The organism is Photorhabdus caribbeanensis (genome assembly GCF_018448885.1).
GTDB classification, from domain to species: Bacteria; Pseudomonadota; Gammaproteobacteria; order Enterobacterales; family Enterobacteriaceae; genus Photorhabdus; species Photorhabdus caribbeanensis.
This window is the reverse complement of the sequence record NZ_RCWB01000002.1, coordinates 36,033-54,376: the sequence shown is the minus strand read 5'-3', so window position 1 is coordinate 54,376 and position 18,344 is coordinate 36,033. Positions and strand designations below refer to the sequence as shown.

12 protein-coding genes are annotated in these 18,344 nt (G+C 43.7%); 2 read left to right on the top strand and 10 right to left on the bottom strand.

What is annotated here, in order from left to right:
• Positions 1 to 573 precede the first annotated feature (573 nt).
• From EAE90_RS02190 to EAE90_RS02180, 3 genes are all read right to left on the bottom strand, one after another.
• The gene (locus tag EAE90_RS02190) at positions 574 to 1,815 is read right to left on the bottom strand and encodes an ATP-binding protein (protein WP_214052086.1); all 1,242 of its coding nucleotides are present in this window, start codon (positions 1,813 to 1,815) and stop codon (positions 574 to 576) included.
• 502 nt (positions 1,816 to 2,317) lie between these two features.
• Positions 2,318 to 2,791 carry a hypothetical protein gene (locus EAE90_RS02185; RefSeq protein ID WP_214052085.1) on the bottom strand — a complete coding sequence of 158 codons (474 nt, stop codon included), beginning with the start codon at positions 2,789 to 2,791 and terminating at the stop codon, positions 2,318 to 2,320.
• Positions 2,791 to 3,288, bottom strand: coding sequence for a hypothetical protein (locus EAE90_RS02180; RefSeq protein WP_214052084.1), 498 nt, complete (start codon positions 3,286 to 3,288; stop codon positions 2,791 to 2,793). Before EAE90_RS02180 ends, EAE90_RS02185 begins: the two co-directional genes overlap by 1 nt.
• 641 nt (positions 3,289 to 3,929) lie before the next feature.
• On the opposite strand from EAE90_RS02180, the gene EAE90_RS02175 reads away from it, so the two are divergent.
• Entirely contained in the window at positions 3,930 to 4,805 is an 876-nt protein-coding gene (locus tag EAE90_RS02175) for an alpha/beta fold hydrolase (RefSeq protein ID WP_214052083.1), read from the top strand.
• 155 nt (positions 4,806 to 4,960) lie between these two features.
• Here EAE90_RS02175 and cynS read toward each other — a convergent pair whose 3' ends face one another.
• Together cynS and EAE90_RS02165 are read right to left on the bottom strand one after the other, a co-directional pair.
• Positions 4,961 to 5,431 carry a cyanase gene (cynS, locus tag EAE90_RS02170; protein ID WP_214052082.1) on the bottom strand — a complete coding sequence of 157 codons (471 nt, stop codon included), beginning with the start codon at positions 5,429 to 5,431 and terminating at the stop codon, positions 4,961 to 4,963.
• 51 nt (positions 5,432 to 5,482) lie between these two features.
• Positions 5,483 to 6,118, bottom strand: a complete 636-nt coding sequence (locus EAE90_RS02165) for a carbonic anhydrase (RefSeq protein ID WP_214052081.1) — start codon at positions 6,116 to 6,118, stop codon at positions 5,483 to 5,485.
• Between the two features lie 343 nt (positions 6,119 to 6,461).
• Between EAE90_RS02165 and cynR the strand changes: the two genes are divergently transcribed.
• Complete coding sequence (cynR, locus tag EAE90_RS02160; protein WP_214052080.1) at positions 6,462 to 7,364, top strand: transcriptional regulator CynR; 903 nt, start codon at positions 6,462 to 6,464, stop codon at positions 7,362 to 7,364.
• Positions 7,365 to 7,411: 47 nt separating this feature from the next.
• Here cynR and EAE90_RS02155 read toward each other — a convergent pair whose 3' ends face one another.
• From EAE90_RS02155 to pulA, 5 genes are all read right to left on the bottom strand, one after another.
• Complete coding sequence (locus tag EAE90_RS02155) at positions 7,412 to 8,608, bottom strand: Wadjet anti-phage system protein JetD domain-containing protein (protein WP_214052079.1); 1,197 nt, start codon at positions 8,606 to 8,608, stop codon at positions 7,412 to 7,414.
• Positions 8,605 to 12,000: an ATP-binding protein gene (locus EAE90_RS02150; RefSeq protein WP_246550250.1), complete on the bottom strand. Its 3,396-nt coding sequence runs from the start codon at positions 11,998 to 12,000 to the stop codon at positions 8,605 to 8,607. Before EAE90_RS02150 ends, EAE90_RS02155 begins: the two co-directional genes overlap by 4 nt.
• 13 nt (positions 12,001 to 12,013) lie before the next feature.
• Positions 12,014 to 12,910 (bottom strand): DUF4194 domain-containing protein, encoded by an 897-nt coding sequence (locus EAE90_RS02145; protein WP_214052077.1) that lies wholly within the window; start codon positions 12,908 to 12,910, stop codon positions 12,014 to 12,016.
• A gap of 45 nt (positions 12,911 to 12,955) precedes the next feature.
• Positions 12,956 to 14,416 carry a DUF3375 domain-containing protein gene (locus EAE90_RS02140; RefSeq protein ID WP_214052076.1) on the bottom strand — a complete coding sequence of 487 codons (1,461 nt, stop codon included), beginning with the start codon at positions 14,414 to 14,416 and terminating at the stop codon, positions 12,956 to 12,958.
• Positions 14,417 to 14,762: 346 nt separating this feature from the next.
• Positions 14,763 to 18,035: a pullulanase-type alpha-1,6-glucosidase gene (gene pulA / locus EAE90_RS02135; protein WP_214052075.1), complete on the bottom strand. Its 3,273-nt coding sequence runs from the start codon at positions 18,033 to 18,035 to the stop codon at positions 14,763 to 14,765.
• Between the last annotated feature and the right edge of the window lie 309 nt (positions 18,036 to 18,344).

Below are 18,344 nucleotides of genomic sequence, written 5' to 3'. Positions count from 1 at the left end.
GATAATTCCCCTTTTTCTAGAACTGACTTGTACTTTGCAGTCTGTGCTAAGGACGCTATTTTTAATTATATCTTTTTCAATGAAGAACTCTGCCCATATGACTATATTGATCTTATACCTACAGGATTGTTAAAAAAATAAAACTCTAATCATTCTACATGGGGCGCTAGACGGCGTTCGTTGATATGTAATCTTAAATACTATTATGAAATAGCAATAGAAAGATCTCGCAGTCAGATGATGTCATACATATCTAGTCATATGATAATAGTGAGAATGCCAGCTCCTTTTGGCTTCCTCAAAGATAGCGGTAAATTTCTATTAAAGATCGAAGCTGTAGTGACTGTAGGGAGATAATTTGCCAAATGTGCTACGCTAATCGTAGTGATGATTTTGGCAAGCTTTATCTTACATGAGTTTGTTTTTAGGCAGATTTTATTTAACCTGCATAACTGGTGCAGTAACACACTAAATAAACTGTTGTGAAACTAAGAGAAGCATGAACCCATTGAAGATATCCAGACTACGCTCTGAAACCTGTAGGGAGCCACGTCCTTTAGGACGTGGTAGATATCAATGCCCCCAAAGAGCATTCATTGGTACTGCAAATGTGTTCGGTATGTGGCTAATTGGCAGGCAATTGTTACCCGTGTAAAGTAAGATGCCACCCTGCCAATCTCTGTCAGCCAATGCAGCTAATCTTGCCAACCCCATACCGTCTTTCGGCTGTATACTAGCCGCTTTTTTAACTTCAACCCCCCAGATTCTTCGACCATCTTCAATAACCAGATCAACTTCAACCTGATCTTTATCACGATAGTGGGAGAAGTGTAGTTCATGTTCGCTCCAACCCGATTGACAGATCAATTGTTGTACCACAAAGCTTTCAAGTACTGCACCAAAGTCATTACTAAGGTTATGCCAATCATCAACTCTCAGGTTGTTTAAAGCACAAGCTAAACCGGAATCTACTACATGAACTTTAGGTGCTTTTATTAAACGTTTGGCTTGGTTTTTATGCCAAGCCGGTAAGCGCCTCACTAAGAACAAACGCTCTAGAATGGTGATATATTTATCAACGGTTTCTCGCTGAAGACCTACATCTTTCGCTAATCCACTGATGTTCAAAAGGTTACTAGTACGCAATGCGAGGATCTTAATGAGTCTCAGTAATTCGTCTTCATCTCGAATCGCTGCAATGTCTTTCACATCACGTTGAATAATGGCGTTCAGGTACTGCTTGTGCCACTGACGAGCTCGCGCTTCACTGCGCGTATTCGGCTCTGGATAACCTCCTTGTACTACAGCTTCTGCTACACCTTCAATGAGGATTTGTTCCCCTTTGATTGAAGGAGAAATTTTATTAGTGATCAGCTGTTCGAGTAGCGATGTTGGACTATGCTGCTTTTCTTGTTCAGAAAGTGGCTGCAAAAAGATTACTTCGACGCGACCCGCTAGGGATTCCTGTACTCCAGGCAGCAGTAGCAAATTAGCTGAACCGGTTAGTATGAACCGCCCCGGTCGACGATGAATGTCTATAGTTGCTTTTAAGGCAGGCAGGATCTCTGGCACACGCTGTACTTCATCCAGCGTGACACGTTCCGGCAAGCTTTGTACAAATCCAATGGGATCGGATTTAGCTGTGTTAAGCAAAGTACTGTCATCGAAAGTTAGGTAAGCCCGCCCAAGCTCTAGAGATTTCGCCAACGTTGTTTTGCCGACTTGGCGAGGACCAAGCAAGCACACCACTGGTGTATCAGCCAATGCTGCCTTGAGCTGTGGTGCTATGTATCTTGGGTGTAGTGCGTTATTCAAGGTTGTTCTTTTATGTTCAATGTGGAGAATGAAGCTTAAATTGCTCCGTCTATTTGTTGGCTATGCTATCGTCTAAATGCTGGTTTGTACAGCGTCTATTTGCTGGCTATCACATCGTCCAAATGCTGGTTTTGATAGCGTCTATTTGTTGGTTTCATTCCGTCTATTTGTCGATTTCTGACGTTCTTACCATGTCAGTCAAAACTCTTCCCTTGGGCTTAAAGGCACGACTGTAACGAAAAACTAGGGTAATTGGAGGAATAAATCTAACAATATCAGCCGGTAGAAGAATCGACGCCAGCGGACTTAAAAAGCTTACTGTAAAGCTGTATTGGTGAGGAAGCCCCAATCTTGCATTCGCAAAACAAGGGCTTAATATCTTTCGCCTTACCGTCGGGGAACTGAGCACCATGACAAGATAGGAGAAGAACCGTCGACTAGCTACGCTTTGGAAGCTAATTCACAAGTAATGTTTAGCCACCAAGAATTTATTTGGATTTTATCACCTAAACGGCTTCCCCATTTTTATCGAAAAAGCATTCATGATTGAAATAACCGTTGCACATAAACTGGGCAGTAGTTGCGTAATAAAACCAAGAATAGTTCCGTGATTTACCAAGGAATGATGATGAGCCTCTCCTCCCATAGCAATTTGCATAAAGACAGAGTTTGTCAGGTAAGCATAAACCAAACCGCAAATCCCTGTAACCAACAGAAAGCTTATAAGCGTGGCAATCACCGACCCCACCCTCTGAGATAATCTTCCCCTGATTGAATTGATGGTGAGCGCGGTCAAGCAACCCGGAGCAAAACCCCATCCCAAAAGATACCAAATAATCATTAACCCCTTCAGCGGGATGCTATGTGCCATCTCCAGAATATCAGCGCGCCACAATATAAGATTCAAACATGCAGCTAATACAGCCAGAAATACGGAAACGGCGAAACTATTAGGCAAAGTTAATTTCTTATCCACTAAAAAACCTTGAGACGAGCAAGGAATCTCGCACCTGTTACAGAATTAAGAAGAAAGCTGCCCAAAATGCCAGCAATGAGTGCAGCAGTGTATCCTTTAATCAGGAATAGCAACGGCATTTCTATTGAACCCCAATAATTCAGTCCCACATTGTGGTCCAAGCCCCAACAAAGTGTTTGGCAAACACTGAATAACAGAGTGCTACTTACTGCGGTCATGATATAAGCGCCGGTACTTCCTGGCGTGAAACGTGCTGATACCAAGTAAGTCAGTCCCCCAACGGCGGCCCCCATGCCAATACCGCATAAACCAAGCGCCCATACGAGACGCCATACCAAAGGGCCATTATCGGGAAATAAAATAAGCCCCATTAAAAGAAATCCAGCTTCTGCGATAAAGCCCAGAGAAATAAATAGCTTAATCGTGCGTATGGCACGTTTCTCGCCTTCTGCCACTACATATTGCGGATCTGGTTCATTCACGATTTGAGTAGACATTTTTCATCTCCTGAATAGGTGTGTTAAATATCCGATGATGCCATTCAGTTTTATCTCTCCGAAGCAGACTACACACGCTGATGAATTGTATAAACAGAGTCGAACGTTATAGCAGAATGCTGTCAGAGCGAAAAAAATACTTTATAAAATATTTCGAAAAATGATTTTGGGTGTATTACTGATAATTCTTAATTATATAAATTATCAATCAATAATACCCAAGCAATAGATGAAGAAAATTATTTAACAATGCAATCACATAAAAAAAGTGATGTAATCACTATGGTATGAGGATGAAAATCTGTCAATGTGAAACAAGAAATTAATAAGACAACCCTGCATATGGGCTTTTTAATATTTTGATATTTCTTCTATTCCGCTTGAAAAAATATTCATAGCTTAATTAATGGGTTGCAACTTATTTTCTCTACCTGAAATATCGTAAAAACACAATAAATAAGCTCTAATATTGAGATTTGTAATAATATGAATATTCAAGCACGACACTATTTTAATTTTATAATTTGACAATAACTCTATACTTGGTTATTAATTTAATTAAGCAACTAACAAGGAAATTGTTTAATTATCTATATTTGGCTTCTATATAATCCATATCTATCAGGAGATATTTCATTACCATGAATAAGTCCGAACAAAAATTTAATATCAACGAAAGTGTCATAAACGTAGATGGAAAAGAGGTAAAGTTCTTCACATCCCAACCTCTCGATCCAATTAAGAATAACGCCAAGAGAAATCCTATCGTCTTGGTACATGGCACTGGCGGCAGCACCGAGATACATTTCGGTTATCTCTTTCAACTGCTTGCCGCGGAAAATCGAGTTATATCCCTGGATTTTTCTCAACCGGTAAAAGCAAACGAAACGCTTACCCTTGAACATCTTGAAAAACAGGTCGAAGCTGTTATTGAAGCAGCAGCGTTAGGAGAACCTGTCACACTAATAGGTTACTCGTTGGGAGCTGTCGTTACTGCTTCTGTTGCCGCTAAGCGTCAGGATTTGGTTTGTAATTTGGTTCTGATCGCAGGATGGATGAAAACAGATTTACAGATAGAACGATTTTTATCTGTCTGGCGTCAGTTATATGAGATCCAATCACCAGCTATTGCAGACTTTGTGATGTTTTGCGCTTTCAGCTCTCCCAATCATGTAAATATGCTTCCAGATCAGTTTGCAATCAGCTTCGACAATGCCATACCAGGGGAATTTGAAGCGTTACAAATGGACCTTAATGGCCGGGTCGATATCACTCAAATTGTTCCTACGATAAAAGCTACCACACTGATTATTGGCTGTACGCATGATCAAATGACACCCATCCGCCACAGCAAAGCTCTGTTTGGAACAATTCCGGATGCACGCTTTACAGAGATAGAGTGCGGGCATGCGGTCGTTTATGAACGTCCTGCGCAGTTAATGCAGGTTATTGACCAATTCTGCGCGAACCCTTCATTTTATCCTGCTGGAACCATAATCCCTTCAGACCTGCCATAATCCCTTTGATTTTCTGGAGAGCTATAGCAGGCATTGCTTTATCAAGGATTATGGGGAACTTTTAGCGGTCAAGTTAACACTCAGTAATTTTGAAACGGCAAGGGGTTTGTCTCTCAAATTCAAACCTCTTGCCGATGCCAATAATTACAATGACTTTAGAACGGTTTAGTCGGTAAATACTTCCCATCCAGCGTAATTACAGCGCGTGAACCGCCATTAGGATCATCGACCTTTTTGATATCAAGTTTAAAGTCAATCGCACTGATAATGCCATCACCAAACTTCTCGTGGACAAGCGCCTTAAGCGTTGAGCCGTAAACCTGCACCATTTCATAGAATCGGTAAATAGTCGGATCTGTCGGCACACCTCCGGGGATACTACCGCGTACAGGGATAGTTTGCAGCAGAAGGAAAGCATCTTCGTCGAGTTCAAGTCGGTCAACTACAATCCTCGCAACATCGGCGGGCAAAGGATGTTGGCCGAGCAGTGCAGCAGTGACGAATGCAAGGCTCAGACCGGTACCTTGCGCAATATCCTCAAACGTCAAATTCTTGCGTGTTTTGGCGTCGATGATAGCATCGGTCAGGGCCTGACGGGGAGTTTGGGAGTATTGAGATTGTGTCATAATGATTCCTTTGGATTAATAAGCTATTTAAATGCCGTGGTAAGACACGGATTACGTTGCAGAAACATGCGGATAGTCCGCAAGCGAAACAAATTGGCCGACCAAGCCGTCTAAAGCATCGATCGAACCAGTCTCTATGTCGTAAATCCAGCCGTGTAGATTCAAGTGTCCCTGTTCCAGCCCGAGCGCCACGGACGGATGGGTTTTGATATTAGCAATTTGAGCGATTACGTTTTCACGCACCATCGAATCAATTCGAGCAGCCTCATTAACGTGCGCCTGTGCCTGATTAATCGCTTTCGCAGAATCCGCATAGCGTAACCAGCTTGTAATCGCGGGAAGGTGATCCATACATTTACAAGTTGCAATTGTGGTCATGGCACCACAATCTGAGTGTCCGCAGATCACAATGTCGGTGACTCCAAGCACAGCGACCGCATACTCAACGGTAGCGGAAACACCGCCAGATTCTGTACCGTACGACGGAACGATATTACCCGCATTACGTATCACGAACAGATCACCTGGCTCACGTTGGGTCAGAAGCTCTGGAACCACGCGGCTATCGGAACACGCAATAAACAAAGTACGTGGATTTTGGCTGGTGGCAAGCCGCTTGAAAAGCTCGCAGCGTTTTGGGAATACCTCGCGCTGAAATTGTAAAAAGCCTTCAATAATATCCTGCATGTCTTCACTCCATCGTGATCGATAAGAAAGCGGATGGATGAAGAATGAACGAATTTATCTATAGCGTCAAAGATCGGATTACTATCATCTCTATAGTATTTTCCAATAGTTCATTGCTGTTCTGCGGCGACGTATTTGTTAACAAACCAGTAATCACCCTCTTTATTTCAGGCTCTGGCGTACAGAACGGCAAACCGGCGTTGACATGTTCAGGAAGCCCTTATAGTCTTCACCCCATCGTGGCCGATAAGACAGCTAGCAGGTGAAGAATGAACGAATTTTTCTATTGTCTCAAAGATCAGGATGTCATTATTTCCATACTATCTTCAAATAGTTAATTGATATGCTGCTGCGACATATTCGTTATCTGCTGGCAGTTGCCGAACATCAGAACTTCACACGCGCGGCAGAGGAACTTCATGTCTCGCAACCGACCCTATCGCAACAAATCAGACAACTTGAAGAGTCACTGCATGTGCAACTGTTCGATCGCTCTGGAAGGAGTGTGCGACTCACTGACGCTGGCGAGGTATACACAAGTTACGCCCGTCGTGCATTGCAGGATCTGGATGCTGGTCAGCGTGCGATTCATGATGTACAGGATTTAAGCCGTGGGTTGCTCAGGCTAGCCATGACACCCACCTTCACCACTTACTTCATCGGCCATTGGGTAGAGCGTTTCAATGCTCTCTATCCAGGAATTGCTTTGAATATCAAGGAAATGACGCAAGATCAAATAGAAGTCTCTTTAGCGGAGAATCAACTCGATCTCGGTATCGCGTTCTCAGACGTACGCTCCCCCGACATTGATAGCGAACCATTGTTCATCGAAACACTCAGCCTGATCGTTGGTCAATCACATCGATTCATTGGTCAACAAACATCATTGACGGCAAAAATGTTGGAACATGAAGGGCTAGCATTACTAAGTAAAGACTTTGCAACGCGGAGCCATATTGATTTGTACTTCCAGAAACAGGGAATCACACCGCGTATTGCAATTGAGGCCAACTCCATTAGTGCAATCGTAGAAATTGTCCGTCGAGGACGACTCGCAACTTTGTTACCTGATGTCATAGCCCACGAGCAGGCCGGACTCTATTCCATCGCACTTCAACCTACGTTACCACAGCGTAATGCGGTGCTATTGTGGCGCCGTGGTGCATATCGAAGCGCTGCAAGCCAGGCATTCGCCAATCTAATCACGCACCGTTTCTATGTACACCAAGAAAGTGACGATTTCTGATAACGATAAATAGAAAACACATCGCGTCTGGCGGCTTCCCTTCTATGTTAGGACAGCCAATTCATAAGCTTGTTTCTAATGTAATCAGATGAAAGGCGCTCTTGCTCTAAACGTGAAGATTGAAACCGGCCAGAAATGAGATCATTAAACAGCTTTGCTTCATCCTCATTTAGCGATGAAGGATTGGATTCAACTGGATTTGATTCAGGAACCATTCTCTCTTCATGAGCTTTAACGGTTTCAACATCCATCATCAGAGGCTCAATATCTACAAACTTGTTTCTGGCATCACTGAGAATAAACAACCCCCAAGTATCAATGTCTCCCCAATATCCTACACGTTTACTTCTCAACCATGCCGCATCCATCCAAGCAATGTTTTTCCCGCCGCCAATCACCGCTATCGTGTCAGGCATTTCGGGTAATGCTAAACCAGACTGTAAGTTTTCAACTACTAATATATTCGAAGCCGGAAGCTCGTGCTTTCTAAGTAATTCGCCAGGTATTTGTAATATAGGCATTCCCCCAAGCGCAGCCATCGCAGCATGGCAAAGCGGCCTGATAGTTAACCAACCTTTGGGATTTATTGCACACCCCAACCAAGCGATAAGACCTCCTGATGCCGAAACAGCCCCATTGTGAATAATATCGGCCAGCTCTTCGATCAGGATTTGGTGGTTCTCAAGAAATTTAGTATCAATCCCAATGAGTGGCAGTGCTCTTAGATATTGCCCTTCCCCTAAGCCTCGCTTTAATTGTGGCAGCAACTCTGCTAATAATTCCGCATCTCTCAACGAGAGTTTTTCCACAATATCGATACACTTAACCAATGCAGGATAGAGATCTTTATTAACCCGCAAAAATGGCTTCATATTTCTTTCCCACACTTTACTTCGGGAAAGGGCATCATTTCCTAAAAATTGAATCAGACATTGCATCGATTCAATGACAACAAAAGTTGGAATGCGCTGCTCAGATAGCTCCCTGAAATTTTTAGAAGACCACTCTACAAGATCTTGATGGGGAAATGATTTCCACTCATCAATAAGCCGTTGAAAATGAGCTATATCTAATATGGCAGAGTTCCCTTTGGGTGGTTTCAAGCCAACGCGAATAGGGAATGCCTTGATGCCTAGTAGCCGGGCTTTTAGTGAGGAAAGGTTATCCCACTCACGCTGCCTAATGATGCTCTTAACTTGTGCTGGCAATAACCCCCAACGCACCTCATACTGCCCTCTTTTCATGTCAGTTTCTCAAGATCAATATCCAGAGCAGCCGCTTCATCAAGCAACTTTTTCGCCTTCTCTTCGCCCATTCTCCGGTCAATCTCTTCCCAAGTCACTTCACATAAATGGCTGTCATGGTTTTCCTGATCTCTTTCCGCAATGAGCAGTGAACGAGCAGATTCCCTTGCCAGATTCAGGTTTTTATAAGGCGTAATCAAATTAACGTGAATATGAAGCTCTCTAAATACTCGGAGCACCCGCCGACTTACTGTTTCAGCCGTATTTGAGAATGCTTCATCCAAGAAAACAGTACAGTAAACCGGTCGATCATAGCCATCCGGCGTCAAAACATAGGCCAAACTTGCCGCGACAATAGTCGCGGCAAATGACTCTTTCTCCCCGCCTGACTTTCCACTGGATGATTCCAATACATCACGAATCTCACCGGTATTACTATCCAACTCTTCAGCATAAAATGACATCTGATAACGAGGATCAAGCAGCCTTAAACTTTCCAATGTATTTGAAGAGCCTGGCGCACTTGCTTTCCCAAGTATTTCAACTACTTTAGCTAATTGACGGAACCGTGCTTCATGGTCATCACTGGTTACTTGACTAAGCACCTTGCGCAAATGTTGTTCAAACTCATTAACATGTGGGAATTTCTCTCTCTTTGAGCCTAGCTTTAAATGTGTCCCTGATCGAAACTCTGTACGCTTGAGGACCCGGTTAATGATATCAATCCGTTCAAGGACATCTTCCCGTTCAGATTCAAGCTTAGTTTTAATCCGCGCCAGTGACTGCGTTGCATGCTTATTCAAACGTTCAATAAACTGCTCCACAAGGTTGGGAAGCCCTTCTTCTTCCAGTTGTCGCAAATGATTAAGATAATCAGGTAAGCCATCAATATTACTTTGCCAGTCAACCGTGAAGACTTGCCATTTATCGTTAGACCTGAATGAAACCATAATGCTGATGGCTGACCTTTCCGCTCTGTCTTTACCGTTTCGGCTAATATCTAACAGACGTTCTAAATCTTCTTCAACTTTCAACACCAATTCAGACGTTCGGCCTAAATCGTTTGTATTAAGTACGCCAACTCGAATTGCAAGTAACTGTCTGGCTGAATCAGGTAATCCTTTCGACGCCTTTGCCTGCGCTTTGCTCCACTCCTCTTTTGCATTTTTCAGCGTATTTTTAACACCGCCAGAATCAGAGTTGAGCTGATTTAATACCGATTGAATTTGAGCTAACTGCTGTTTAGACGACTCCCAACGCTCTCTGGCCTTATCAAGATCGCCCCCTGACTGTTCCAACATCTTAAGGTCAGCCTGTAAATCAGAAAGCTTTTCGTGCCAGTAAGGAGCATTAATATCATCCCAGCGGTAACTTTGGATTTTCTCCCAAAGAATTTTACGATCAGAAACAGAATTCAAATCTTGACGGGCCTGACTCACCTTTTTCTCGGTTTCCGCCAGTTGCAGAGTTAACTCTTTTTTATCGTTATTAAGAATGGCTAAACGTGATTTGTTCGAAAAACCCAGACACCAGCGTCTTCTGTCATCTATTCGGTGTTGATCTTTTTTCTCAAAGCGCCCTTTATCCATGTGTATTAACCCCTGCTGTGTCATCGAAAACGGGGTTTTATCCAATTCTTCCGTGCTTGCAACACATTGCAGGTCAAATCGCTGCAAATGGTGCTTAAGCCACTCCCGATAAGGGTGATTACGCCATACCAGTTTCCTTAGATAACCATCAGACTTAAACGCCACCGATTGGCCTTGAGTTGTCGAATCGTTCACAACTTGAACACGGACATGTAAACCCGTATGCCGGGCGTTCAACCAGCGAGTCACCATCGAATAACAATGATGTGGCACAGCAAGTGTTGTTCGTAACCCGCCTAACGCCCTCTCTATCGCGCCCTGCCAGCTCTTTTCACGATCTTCGACATCAATAAGCTCACCGATAAATACACATTGCTCTTTACTTAATTCTAAGGAATTAACCAGTTCATCTCGTAATTGCTGATATTTCACATCAATATTGGAATCGGGCCTTGCCTCGATCTCCCGAATTTCCTGAGAAATATCATGGATATTTGCTTGTAGCTCACTGAATTTAGCACTGATGGTGGCAAACCTGTCCTGATACTCGCCCTCTTCTTGTTGAATACTGGCAAGCCGCGTTGATGCTGTGGATTGATTTTTAAGAAATACAGCCTCCTCTAACACAGAAGGGAGAGCCAGCTCGTTGGCATGAGTTTGATATTGCGATGAATTCCTAACCACCCGATTCAACTGAGCTTGGGTATGATCAACCTCTTTTCTCAGCGACTCTATTTTATCCCCACCAAATTGGAGATATTCCTCGTGCCTTCGCTCAACCAGCTTATCCGCATCTGCTTTCTGCTCTTCAACTTGCTTAATTTCGAGGAGTAGCGCTTCAAGTTCCGACTCAATATCGGCAATTTTTTCACTCCACAGTTGCGCGAAGACTTCCCCAAAGTAAGCCGGGAGACTATTTTTTTCGACCGTTAATTCTTCAAATTCTTTCGTTGTTTTTTCAATAATTGAGTTGAGTTCAGGTAATCTAGATAAGTGCACCTTTTGTGCTCTTGCATCCACTAATTGACTATGAATTGCCACCAGATCAGCAAACTCTTCCACTACCTTTTTAGCATCATCCTTGACCGTACTCGGTTCCAGTACCAACTCACGAATCAACCCGGTTAAATCATCAATTTTTTTCAGACCTAACGCCCGTGACAAAAGTGCAGGCGCATTCTTATTGTCCATATACAGGAGCTTTCGGTACAACTCCTGATAATCAGAAAAATTATCATCACAGCACGTAATCGTCGGATCATCACGAAGCCATTGCTTGAATGCCCGGGCATTACCGTTCCCAAAAGCATTAAGCATTTCTTTAAGAGTCAGGTCTCTTTTGGCAACAACATAAACACGTGTCACATCCGCCAGCACATTCGTCGATTTAGTAATCCAGAAAAGCGCCGCAAGTGTGATTTTTGACCCATCATCACCTTGATACAAAGCCCTAAGCCCAGTCACCACGCCAAATTCACGCTTACTTCTGACTCTCGTCCCCGCTCCGTCATGGGCAGATCCAAAACTTCCTCGCATATAGGAAAGTAAAGTCCGGTCAGAACGATCACCCTGCGCCGCAGCCACATTAAAAGTGGCCTTTCCGGCAGGAAGCAGCAAAGCCATCAGGCCATCAATAAACGTCGATTTTCCGGCGCCATTATCTCCAGTAACCAGCGTTCCCATAGGATCTATCAACGCGGTATGCAAGCCATTAAATGACCCCCAGTTATAAACTGAGAGTTCAGCTAATCTGATTTGACCAACGTGAAATAATGAATTAGCCGAAAGAGTTTGATCAGTCATTTTCATCTCCTGTCTATTCCTCTTCATCTTGATAATCAACAGCGTTGCTGCCATTTTTATTTAGCTCAATACCCTTCTCTCCCGCCATTTTCAGGTATTCATTAAGCATATTTTCGAGAAATTCAGCGCTGACTACATAGCGGATCACCGGCGTAATTTCGAAGCGATCCTCGCTTCCTCGGACCGAACTCAATATTTTTTTCGTCACCATTTTATCAAGAGCGCCCTTGAGTTTTCTCCGGTCAGATTTAGTACTGTTTGTTAGCGGTAAAAACGGCGTCAAATGGGATTCTATACGTTCAATATCAATGATAACCTTTTGCTCTCCTGATGTTTCCCGGTCCTGATAGTGTTTACGCAGCACTAACAGCAACAAGGTATCGTATAAAGAGAGCGTCCTTCGGCTAATCAGAGAGACAACCTCTTCATCATCTATACCCAATGATTCAGTATCTTCCTCATTCTGAAAGCCAGCGATAAAGGCAACGCCTGCTTTTTCATCTAAAACTAACTTTAAATAGACTTCTGACAGATGTTTGCGGACAGCAGATTGGTATCGACAAAGTAATTCAAACAATTTGGCTTTCTGCGAAGACAAAATAACGCCCTGACGCAGCAAACTAACCAGCACCCGGCGCGCATCAGGCGGCATATCACTATTTGAGTTTTCAGCGTGCTTACTGACTAATACATCATCAACTTCACAAGCTGGGCTTTGATTGACAACCGAAAAAGCAACATCAGATCCAACACTGGCTGTATCTGTAAGCGGGTCATACTCTGATTGAGTATGGTGTTTTATCAACTGATCGAAAAACCCGGCTTTCCGTTCTTCTTGAGGATCAGAATTAGACTTCCCAAGGGTAGCGAGGATGCCATTATCTTTATTCAACTTTTTACCTTTGTGCATTTCAACCCTCACTATATAAATCTACAGCCACTTTCTCTTCACCATTTAAAGAACCAATTCATCCAAACTGTCTGGAAACAGGTCGGCACTCAACAGGAAAGTAGGTATAGACGCCCGCAAGCGAACTCCCCGTTTATCGCTGATTTCAATTGATTCCTTTTCTTCCAATGATGCAGCCCCGACAGATTTAGCCACTCGCAAATAGGCAACTAACTCCTCCAATCCTGAATTAATCGGCTGATAATCTGCAATAGACCCAATCGTCATTGGACCAAACTCTTTTAACGTTGCTAACGTCCTCTCAGCGATTAATCGAATTTGGACAACATCAAGGCAATCCAGCATTTGCATACTCGGTTCCCGAGAGTTGAGCTGTTCTTCGGCACCTGAAGTATCCAACTTTTCATCAGGTGATTTAAGCAGCATGCTTTCAGGAGAGCTAATACTTGCCGCGCCAACGGGCAGTGACAGAGTTGTCGCCGTTTGCAAGTCATAACCTGAGTTCTTCAATTCAATGGCGAGTCGTTCCAATTGTCCAAGCAATCTATCAACAGCACGATTTTCTTGAGCCGTGCCACTCTCTATGTATGCACGCAAACTCTCTTCCGTTCTTCGCCTGATTTGAAAAACTCGGTCACTCTCGCGGCTCAGTTCTCTCATGAGCTGACTTAAGAATTGCCGCTGTTGGGTACTTAAGTGTTCTGCGACCGGACGACTTAAAATACTTCGAAGCTGATCTCGTAGCTCCATAGTTCTATTTTGATCACATAACAAATCAAAAAAACTTTCAAACGCACTACCGGCATCCGTTTTAGCCAATAGCGCTTCTTTTTCTAAAACAGAGAGAAGCACATCCCCTCTGGTGGAGTCTCCCTCAATAATTTGAATACGAATTTCCTGATCCAGTTGGCGAATTTCATCTTCAACACGACGAAAATCACCTGTTAAAACAGAAGCCAGTTGGTAAATTTCACGAATTCTTTCCCGCTGCTCAGCCTCAGTTAATTCGGTCACAACACCAGCTCTCAGAGCATCAATCTCTCTCTGGATCTCGGATTTTCTATCTTCCAAAAGCGCGACTCGCTCATCGGCATTTGGGCTAATCGCTACTGCAAAGTCCCTGACCGCTTCCTGTACAATTCGAAGATGAGACGCAGTGGTTCCTGAATTGCGTTCATCAAGCCCCTGACTAAAACGGAGTGCAATTTCACTGGCATCCGTTTTAGTTAATGTGTCATCCATCTCACGCAACCAGCCTTCCCGAATCCATTTATTGAGATAAGTGCCCGCTCCCGTTTCAGTTTCCCAAAGGCCAAGTTCACGACAGCGTACCAACTCTGCATCAAGTGATACGCGGGCGCGACTAAAAGGGACTTCACTATCCTCGGAAAATAACTCCCCCAAAAATGCCAAAATTATAGGAGCATTATCAGCTCTTAACAGTTTCCAGGCAGCACTTTCCTGAAATAGACGGCGATACTTTGCCTGTAACCCTTGGAAATTCAACTTGCCTCCCTCTGTGTGGTGATAAGTAAAAAGCTACCACTAATAATTTTGTATAATTCGCAATCGAATAAAACCATATCATCACATTTTTTTACTATGTCAACACAAATTACTGACTTTTATAACGATTAAGTGCTGTTATCAATGGGAAAATTAAGCTTATAAGGCCATCTATTTTGTGAAGAAAGCAGCAATATGATAATGAAAAATAAAGAGTGATAATGCAGGAATATAATAAGGAGATAAGCAATATCTCAATTATTATCAGCAAAGGAAGATCCTTCGAAGTAAATATGGGCGGTCTGGACAAACCGCCCCGATGCAAACAATGGAAAATTCCTATGCGTTACTTTCTACGGACAGGCAAACCAGTACCGCGCTTCCCATCTTGCGGCAAAACCAGCACCGCTACTGACCAAGCCGGCAGCGTGACCGTGCCATCTTTCTCAATTCTGGTACCCGCCGCCAGAGATGAGTGTCCCAGTTCCCTCTGAATATCATTCAACTTTAACCCTCTGACGTTAAGATCTCTTACTGTAGCAGGATATGGAGCCGCATTAATCATCACCACCAAGCCGTCAAACCGCGAATCACGGTCATCACCAGCAGTATTACCGTCATCTATGGTCATCACCAGCAACCCAAGCTGCTGATGCGGCCCAACGTTACGAAAATCAACACGTTGTTTAACCGATACACCATCACCAAGCGTCATCAGTGGTGAAAATTGACGCAAGCGCAACAATTCCTGATAAAAAGCCGTCATCTGTAATAATTCAGTCCGACCCGGCTTATCTACCATATTTTTCACTTTTTCAATCAATGCATAATTTTCGCCATCAACACGCTGATCCGGCATACCAACATCATAGTTGTTATCCTGGTAGGTGTAGCTAACACGGTTAAACCAATCGCCGGAATTATAAGAATCGCGGGTAAAAGATTTTGAGCGCAGTAGCTCCGATCCATGTTGAGCAAAGGCCAATCCTTGTCCAAGGAATGTCGTGGAGAGAGATATTGCCTGCATACGAACTCGCGTTGCCAGATTCGCCTCACGTGCAGCTTTGTAGCTGATTATGTCCCACAACGTTTGGTTATCATGTTTAGAGACATAATTAATCACCTCAATTGGATCAGCGGCATAACCGGCTATAGCGCCTTTGTAGTTAATTTCCCGACCCGTTTTTACCGCCCCATCTTTATTTATCAGCACAAAATCAGCCAAATTGCCCGCCATGCCAAGACGTATCAGATCCGCCAGATGACGCGTCTCATTAGCATCGAACCACGCCATTTCGTTAAGTAACGTTCCAGCGCCGTTACCTACCCCCTGATTAATGCGAATGCTATCAGCGGAATCAAACGGCCCGCCCCCCTGTACCGCATCTCGTAGCCGATCAGAGAAAGTACCCACCCCTGTACCTTTAAGATTAATCTGTGAAGCGATCTCGAAACGGTCTTCCTGCCCCGAGTTCCAACCTTCACCAAAGAAATAGACCGATGGGTTAATCGCACGTACTTTTGCTAACGCCGATAAAATCTGAGCCTTCGGATGATAGCCCATTAAGTCAAATCGGAATGCGTCGATTTTATAGTCCTTAACCCAAGTCACCAATGAGTCTTCAATGAGTTTAGCGAACATGCGATGCTCTGGAGCCGTATCATGACAGCAAGTATTGGATTCAACGTTTCCACTGATTTCATTCAGGCGATGATAATACCAAGGAACTATCTTATCTAACACGGAAGACCTGTCTGTAGGGCCCGCAGCATTGGTGTGGTTATACGCCACATCCATGACTACATTCATCCCCAATTGCTGCTTGATGGCCTGAATCATGGCGCGAAACTCTTTTATACGTACCGAACCTTCCGCATTAGTGGCATAAGAACCTTCCGGTACCGAGTAATGAAACGGATCGTAGCCCCAGTTGTAGGAGTCGGTTTCTGCAATCATTGCATTCAGCTCTTGTACCTGCGGGTTATTGGCGCTGTCACCACGCAGCAACGTCTGCAATACCTCACCCACAGTCTGTGAACTACTGCAATAATTAGCGAAGCGGCTATTTTTCACCTTTGGGTTAACCTGGCACAAACGACTAAACGGGTGATTCAGATCAGCCACTTCATTGCTGAATTCATTAATGGAAGCCACATCGAATACCGGCAACAGCTCCATATGAGTCACCCCTGCCTGACTTAATGCCTTAAGGTGTCTGAACATATCGCTGTTGTTAGCAGTGAGAGCTAGATACTTACCACGCCAAGTTTCTGGTACCGTGCTATCTGCAACGGAGAGATCACGGACATGAGCTTCATATATGGTCATACGCGCAATATCCGCCGGTGTATTTTGCGAATGTGGCATAAGAACGCTATCCCAATTTTGTGGTTTTAGCGCTTCGTCGTCCAAGTTGATGACTTGGCTGTACTCCGAATTAGTGGACAAACTGTGGGAATAGGGATCAGTAACCTCGTAGTGCTCTAGATTACGGGAATATGGATGGTATACCGTTAAAGCATAGCGGTAGTAAGCACCAACCAGCTCTTTATCACCTTGCCATGACCAGGAACCACTAGCAGGATCACGATTCATTGCATGATTGGCAATGACCTGTTTATTTTCATTATAGATAACCAACCCAACATGCTGAGCAGTAGGCGCCCACAAACGGAAGGTAACACCGGTATCGTTGATCAGCGCTCCATATTCCAGTGTGTCAGCAACGTTAGCGAAGCGGTCGTCTAGCACACCAGCCGTTTGTACTTGAGTAGCCGACAATAGCAAGCCAGCTTCATTGGCGGCCAACGCCACCAGATCACCGGTAAGCAGAGTATCAACATCCGTGTCCTCTGGCAGACGGAACGCTGTTAATTTCTTCAAGTGTGGGAAGCGCTCAGCCGTCTTCTGGCTCAGAGTCGTCGGCGTTAACGTCAGATAGCTATCGATGAAGTTTCCTTCATTATTAGCTTCCACCTTGCCATTCTGGTTGTAATATAAGCGGACATAAGGCTTATCCGCTCCACCCGACCATAACAAAGTCTGGTTGTCGACCCAATGTGCCGAAGCCTGAGAAACACCAAACACGGAATTAAAGGCTGCTGCACGACTGCTGTAGATTTGATAATTGCCGGGTATCACAGAGATGGTACGGTTCTTGAAATCAGAGAAGGAGATTTTCAGATCACTGTCGATCAATTTATTGTTGTTACCATCACGCACGATAAAATTGATACAACCCTCGTTCTTGGTTAACGGTATCACCCAGTAAGGCCCATAACTATCGCTGCCAGTGGGAGTTGCATTGGTGTCGTTCCAGCTCGATGAAGGGGAAGCCAAGGCATCACAATTTTTATCGTTCCATAAGTAGAGGGTGTTGGTACTGTAATCACGGTTTGTTGTCGGACTTTGACTTAATTTAGCAATGTCCACCAAGTGGATCACTGCCTGAAAATTGTCGGCAGTGGCAGCTTCACTGGGTACTTTATTAGGGATGTGCGCCATCGGTTCCTCCGGGGTTTCGGGTAAAGAACTATTGTTATCACAGCTTGCCAATAGAAAAACAAATGTACTGCTTAATAGGGCCAGGTAAGCCCTTTTCCAGAAGGGAGCTACCATAATCAGACCTTTTTAATAGAAATAAATCGTCGCCGATATTATTGTTAATAAAATAGGAATGAAATATTAAATAATGTCTTAGATGAGTCAGCATCCTCCTAGTTTTGACACTAAGAGGGAGGAGGAGTTAGGAGGAGATACTTTTTCGTGATATTGAGCACGATAATAATGTAATAATCTTTTATTACATAAGTCTAGTGTGATTTTATTTGTATTATTTCATTAGATACAAATTAAAATGATGTCAAATACCGTCATTGTCATTTTTATATATTTTCACAAACTTTATTATTTCTGCAAAAAAGCATT

What these genes read in the sequence shown, in the direction of transcription:
- EAE90_RS02180 (WP_214052084.1), bottom strand. Translation starts at nt 3,288, where the DNA reads ATGTCTACTCAAATCGTGAATGAACCAGATCCGCAATATGTAGTGGCA.
- EAE90_RS02175 (WP_214052083.1), top strand. Translation starts at nt 3,930, where the DNA reads ATGAATAAGTCCGAACAAAAATTTAATATCAACGAAAGTGTCATAAAC.
- cynS (WP_214052082.1), bottom strand. Translation starts at nt 5,431, where the DNA reads ATGACACAATCTCAATACTCCCAAACTCCCCGTCAGGCCCTGACCGAT.
- EAE90_RS02165 (WP_214052081.1), bottom strand. Translation starts at nt 6,118, where the DNA reads ATGCAGGATATTATTGAAGGCTTTTTACAATTTCAGCGCGAGGTATTC.
- cynR (WP_214052080.1), top strand. Translation starts at nt 6,462, where the DNA reads ATGCTGCTGCGACATATTCGTTATCTGCTGGCAGTTGCCGAACATCAG.
- EAE90_RS02155 (WP_214052079.1), bottom strand. Translation starts at nt 8,608, where the DNA reads ATGAAAAGAGGGCAGTATGAGGTGCGTTGGGGGTTATTGCCAGCACAA.
- EAE90_RS02150 (WP_246550250.1), bottom strand. Translation starts at nt 12,000, where the DNA reads ATGACTGATCAAACTCTTTCGGCTAATTCATTATTTCACGTTGGTCAA.
- EAE90_RS02145 (WP_214052077.1), bottom strand. Translation starts at nt 12,910, where the DNA reads ATGCACAAAGGTAAAAAGTTGAATAAAGATAATGGCATCCTCGCTACC.
- pulA (WP_214052075.1), bottom strand. Translation starts at nt 18,035, where the DNA reads ATGGTAGCTCCCTTCTGGAAAAGGGCTTACCTGGCCCTATTAAGCAGT.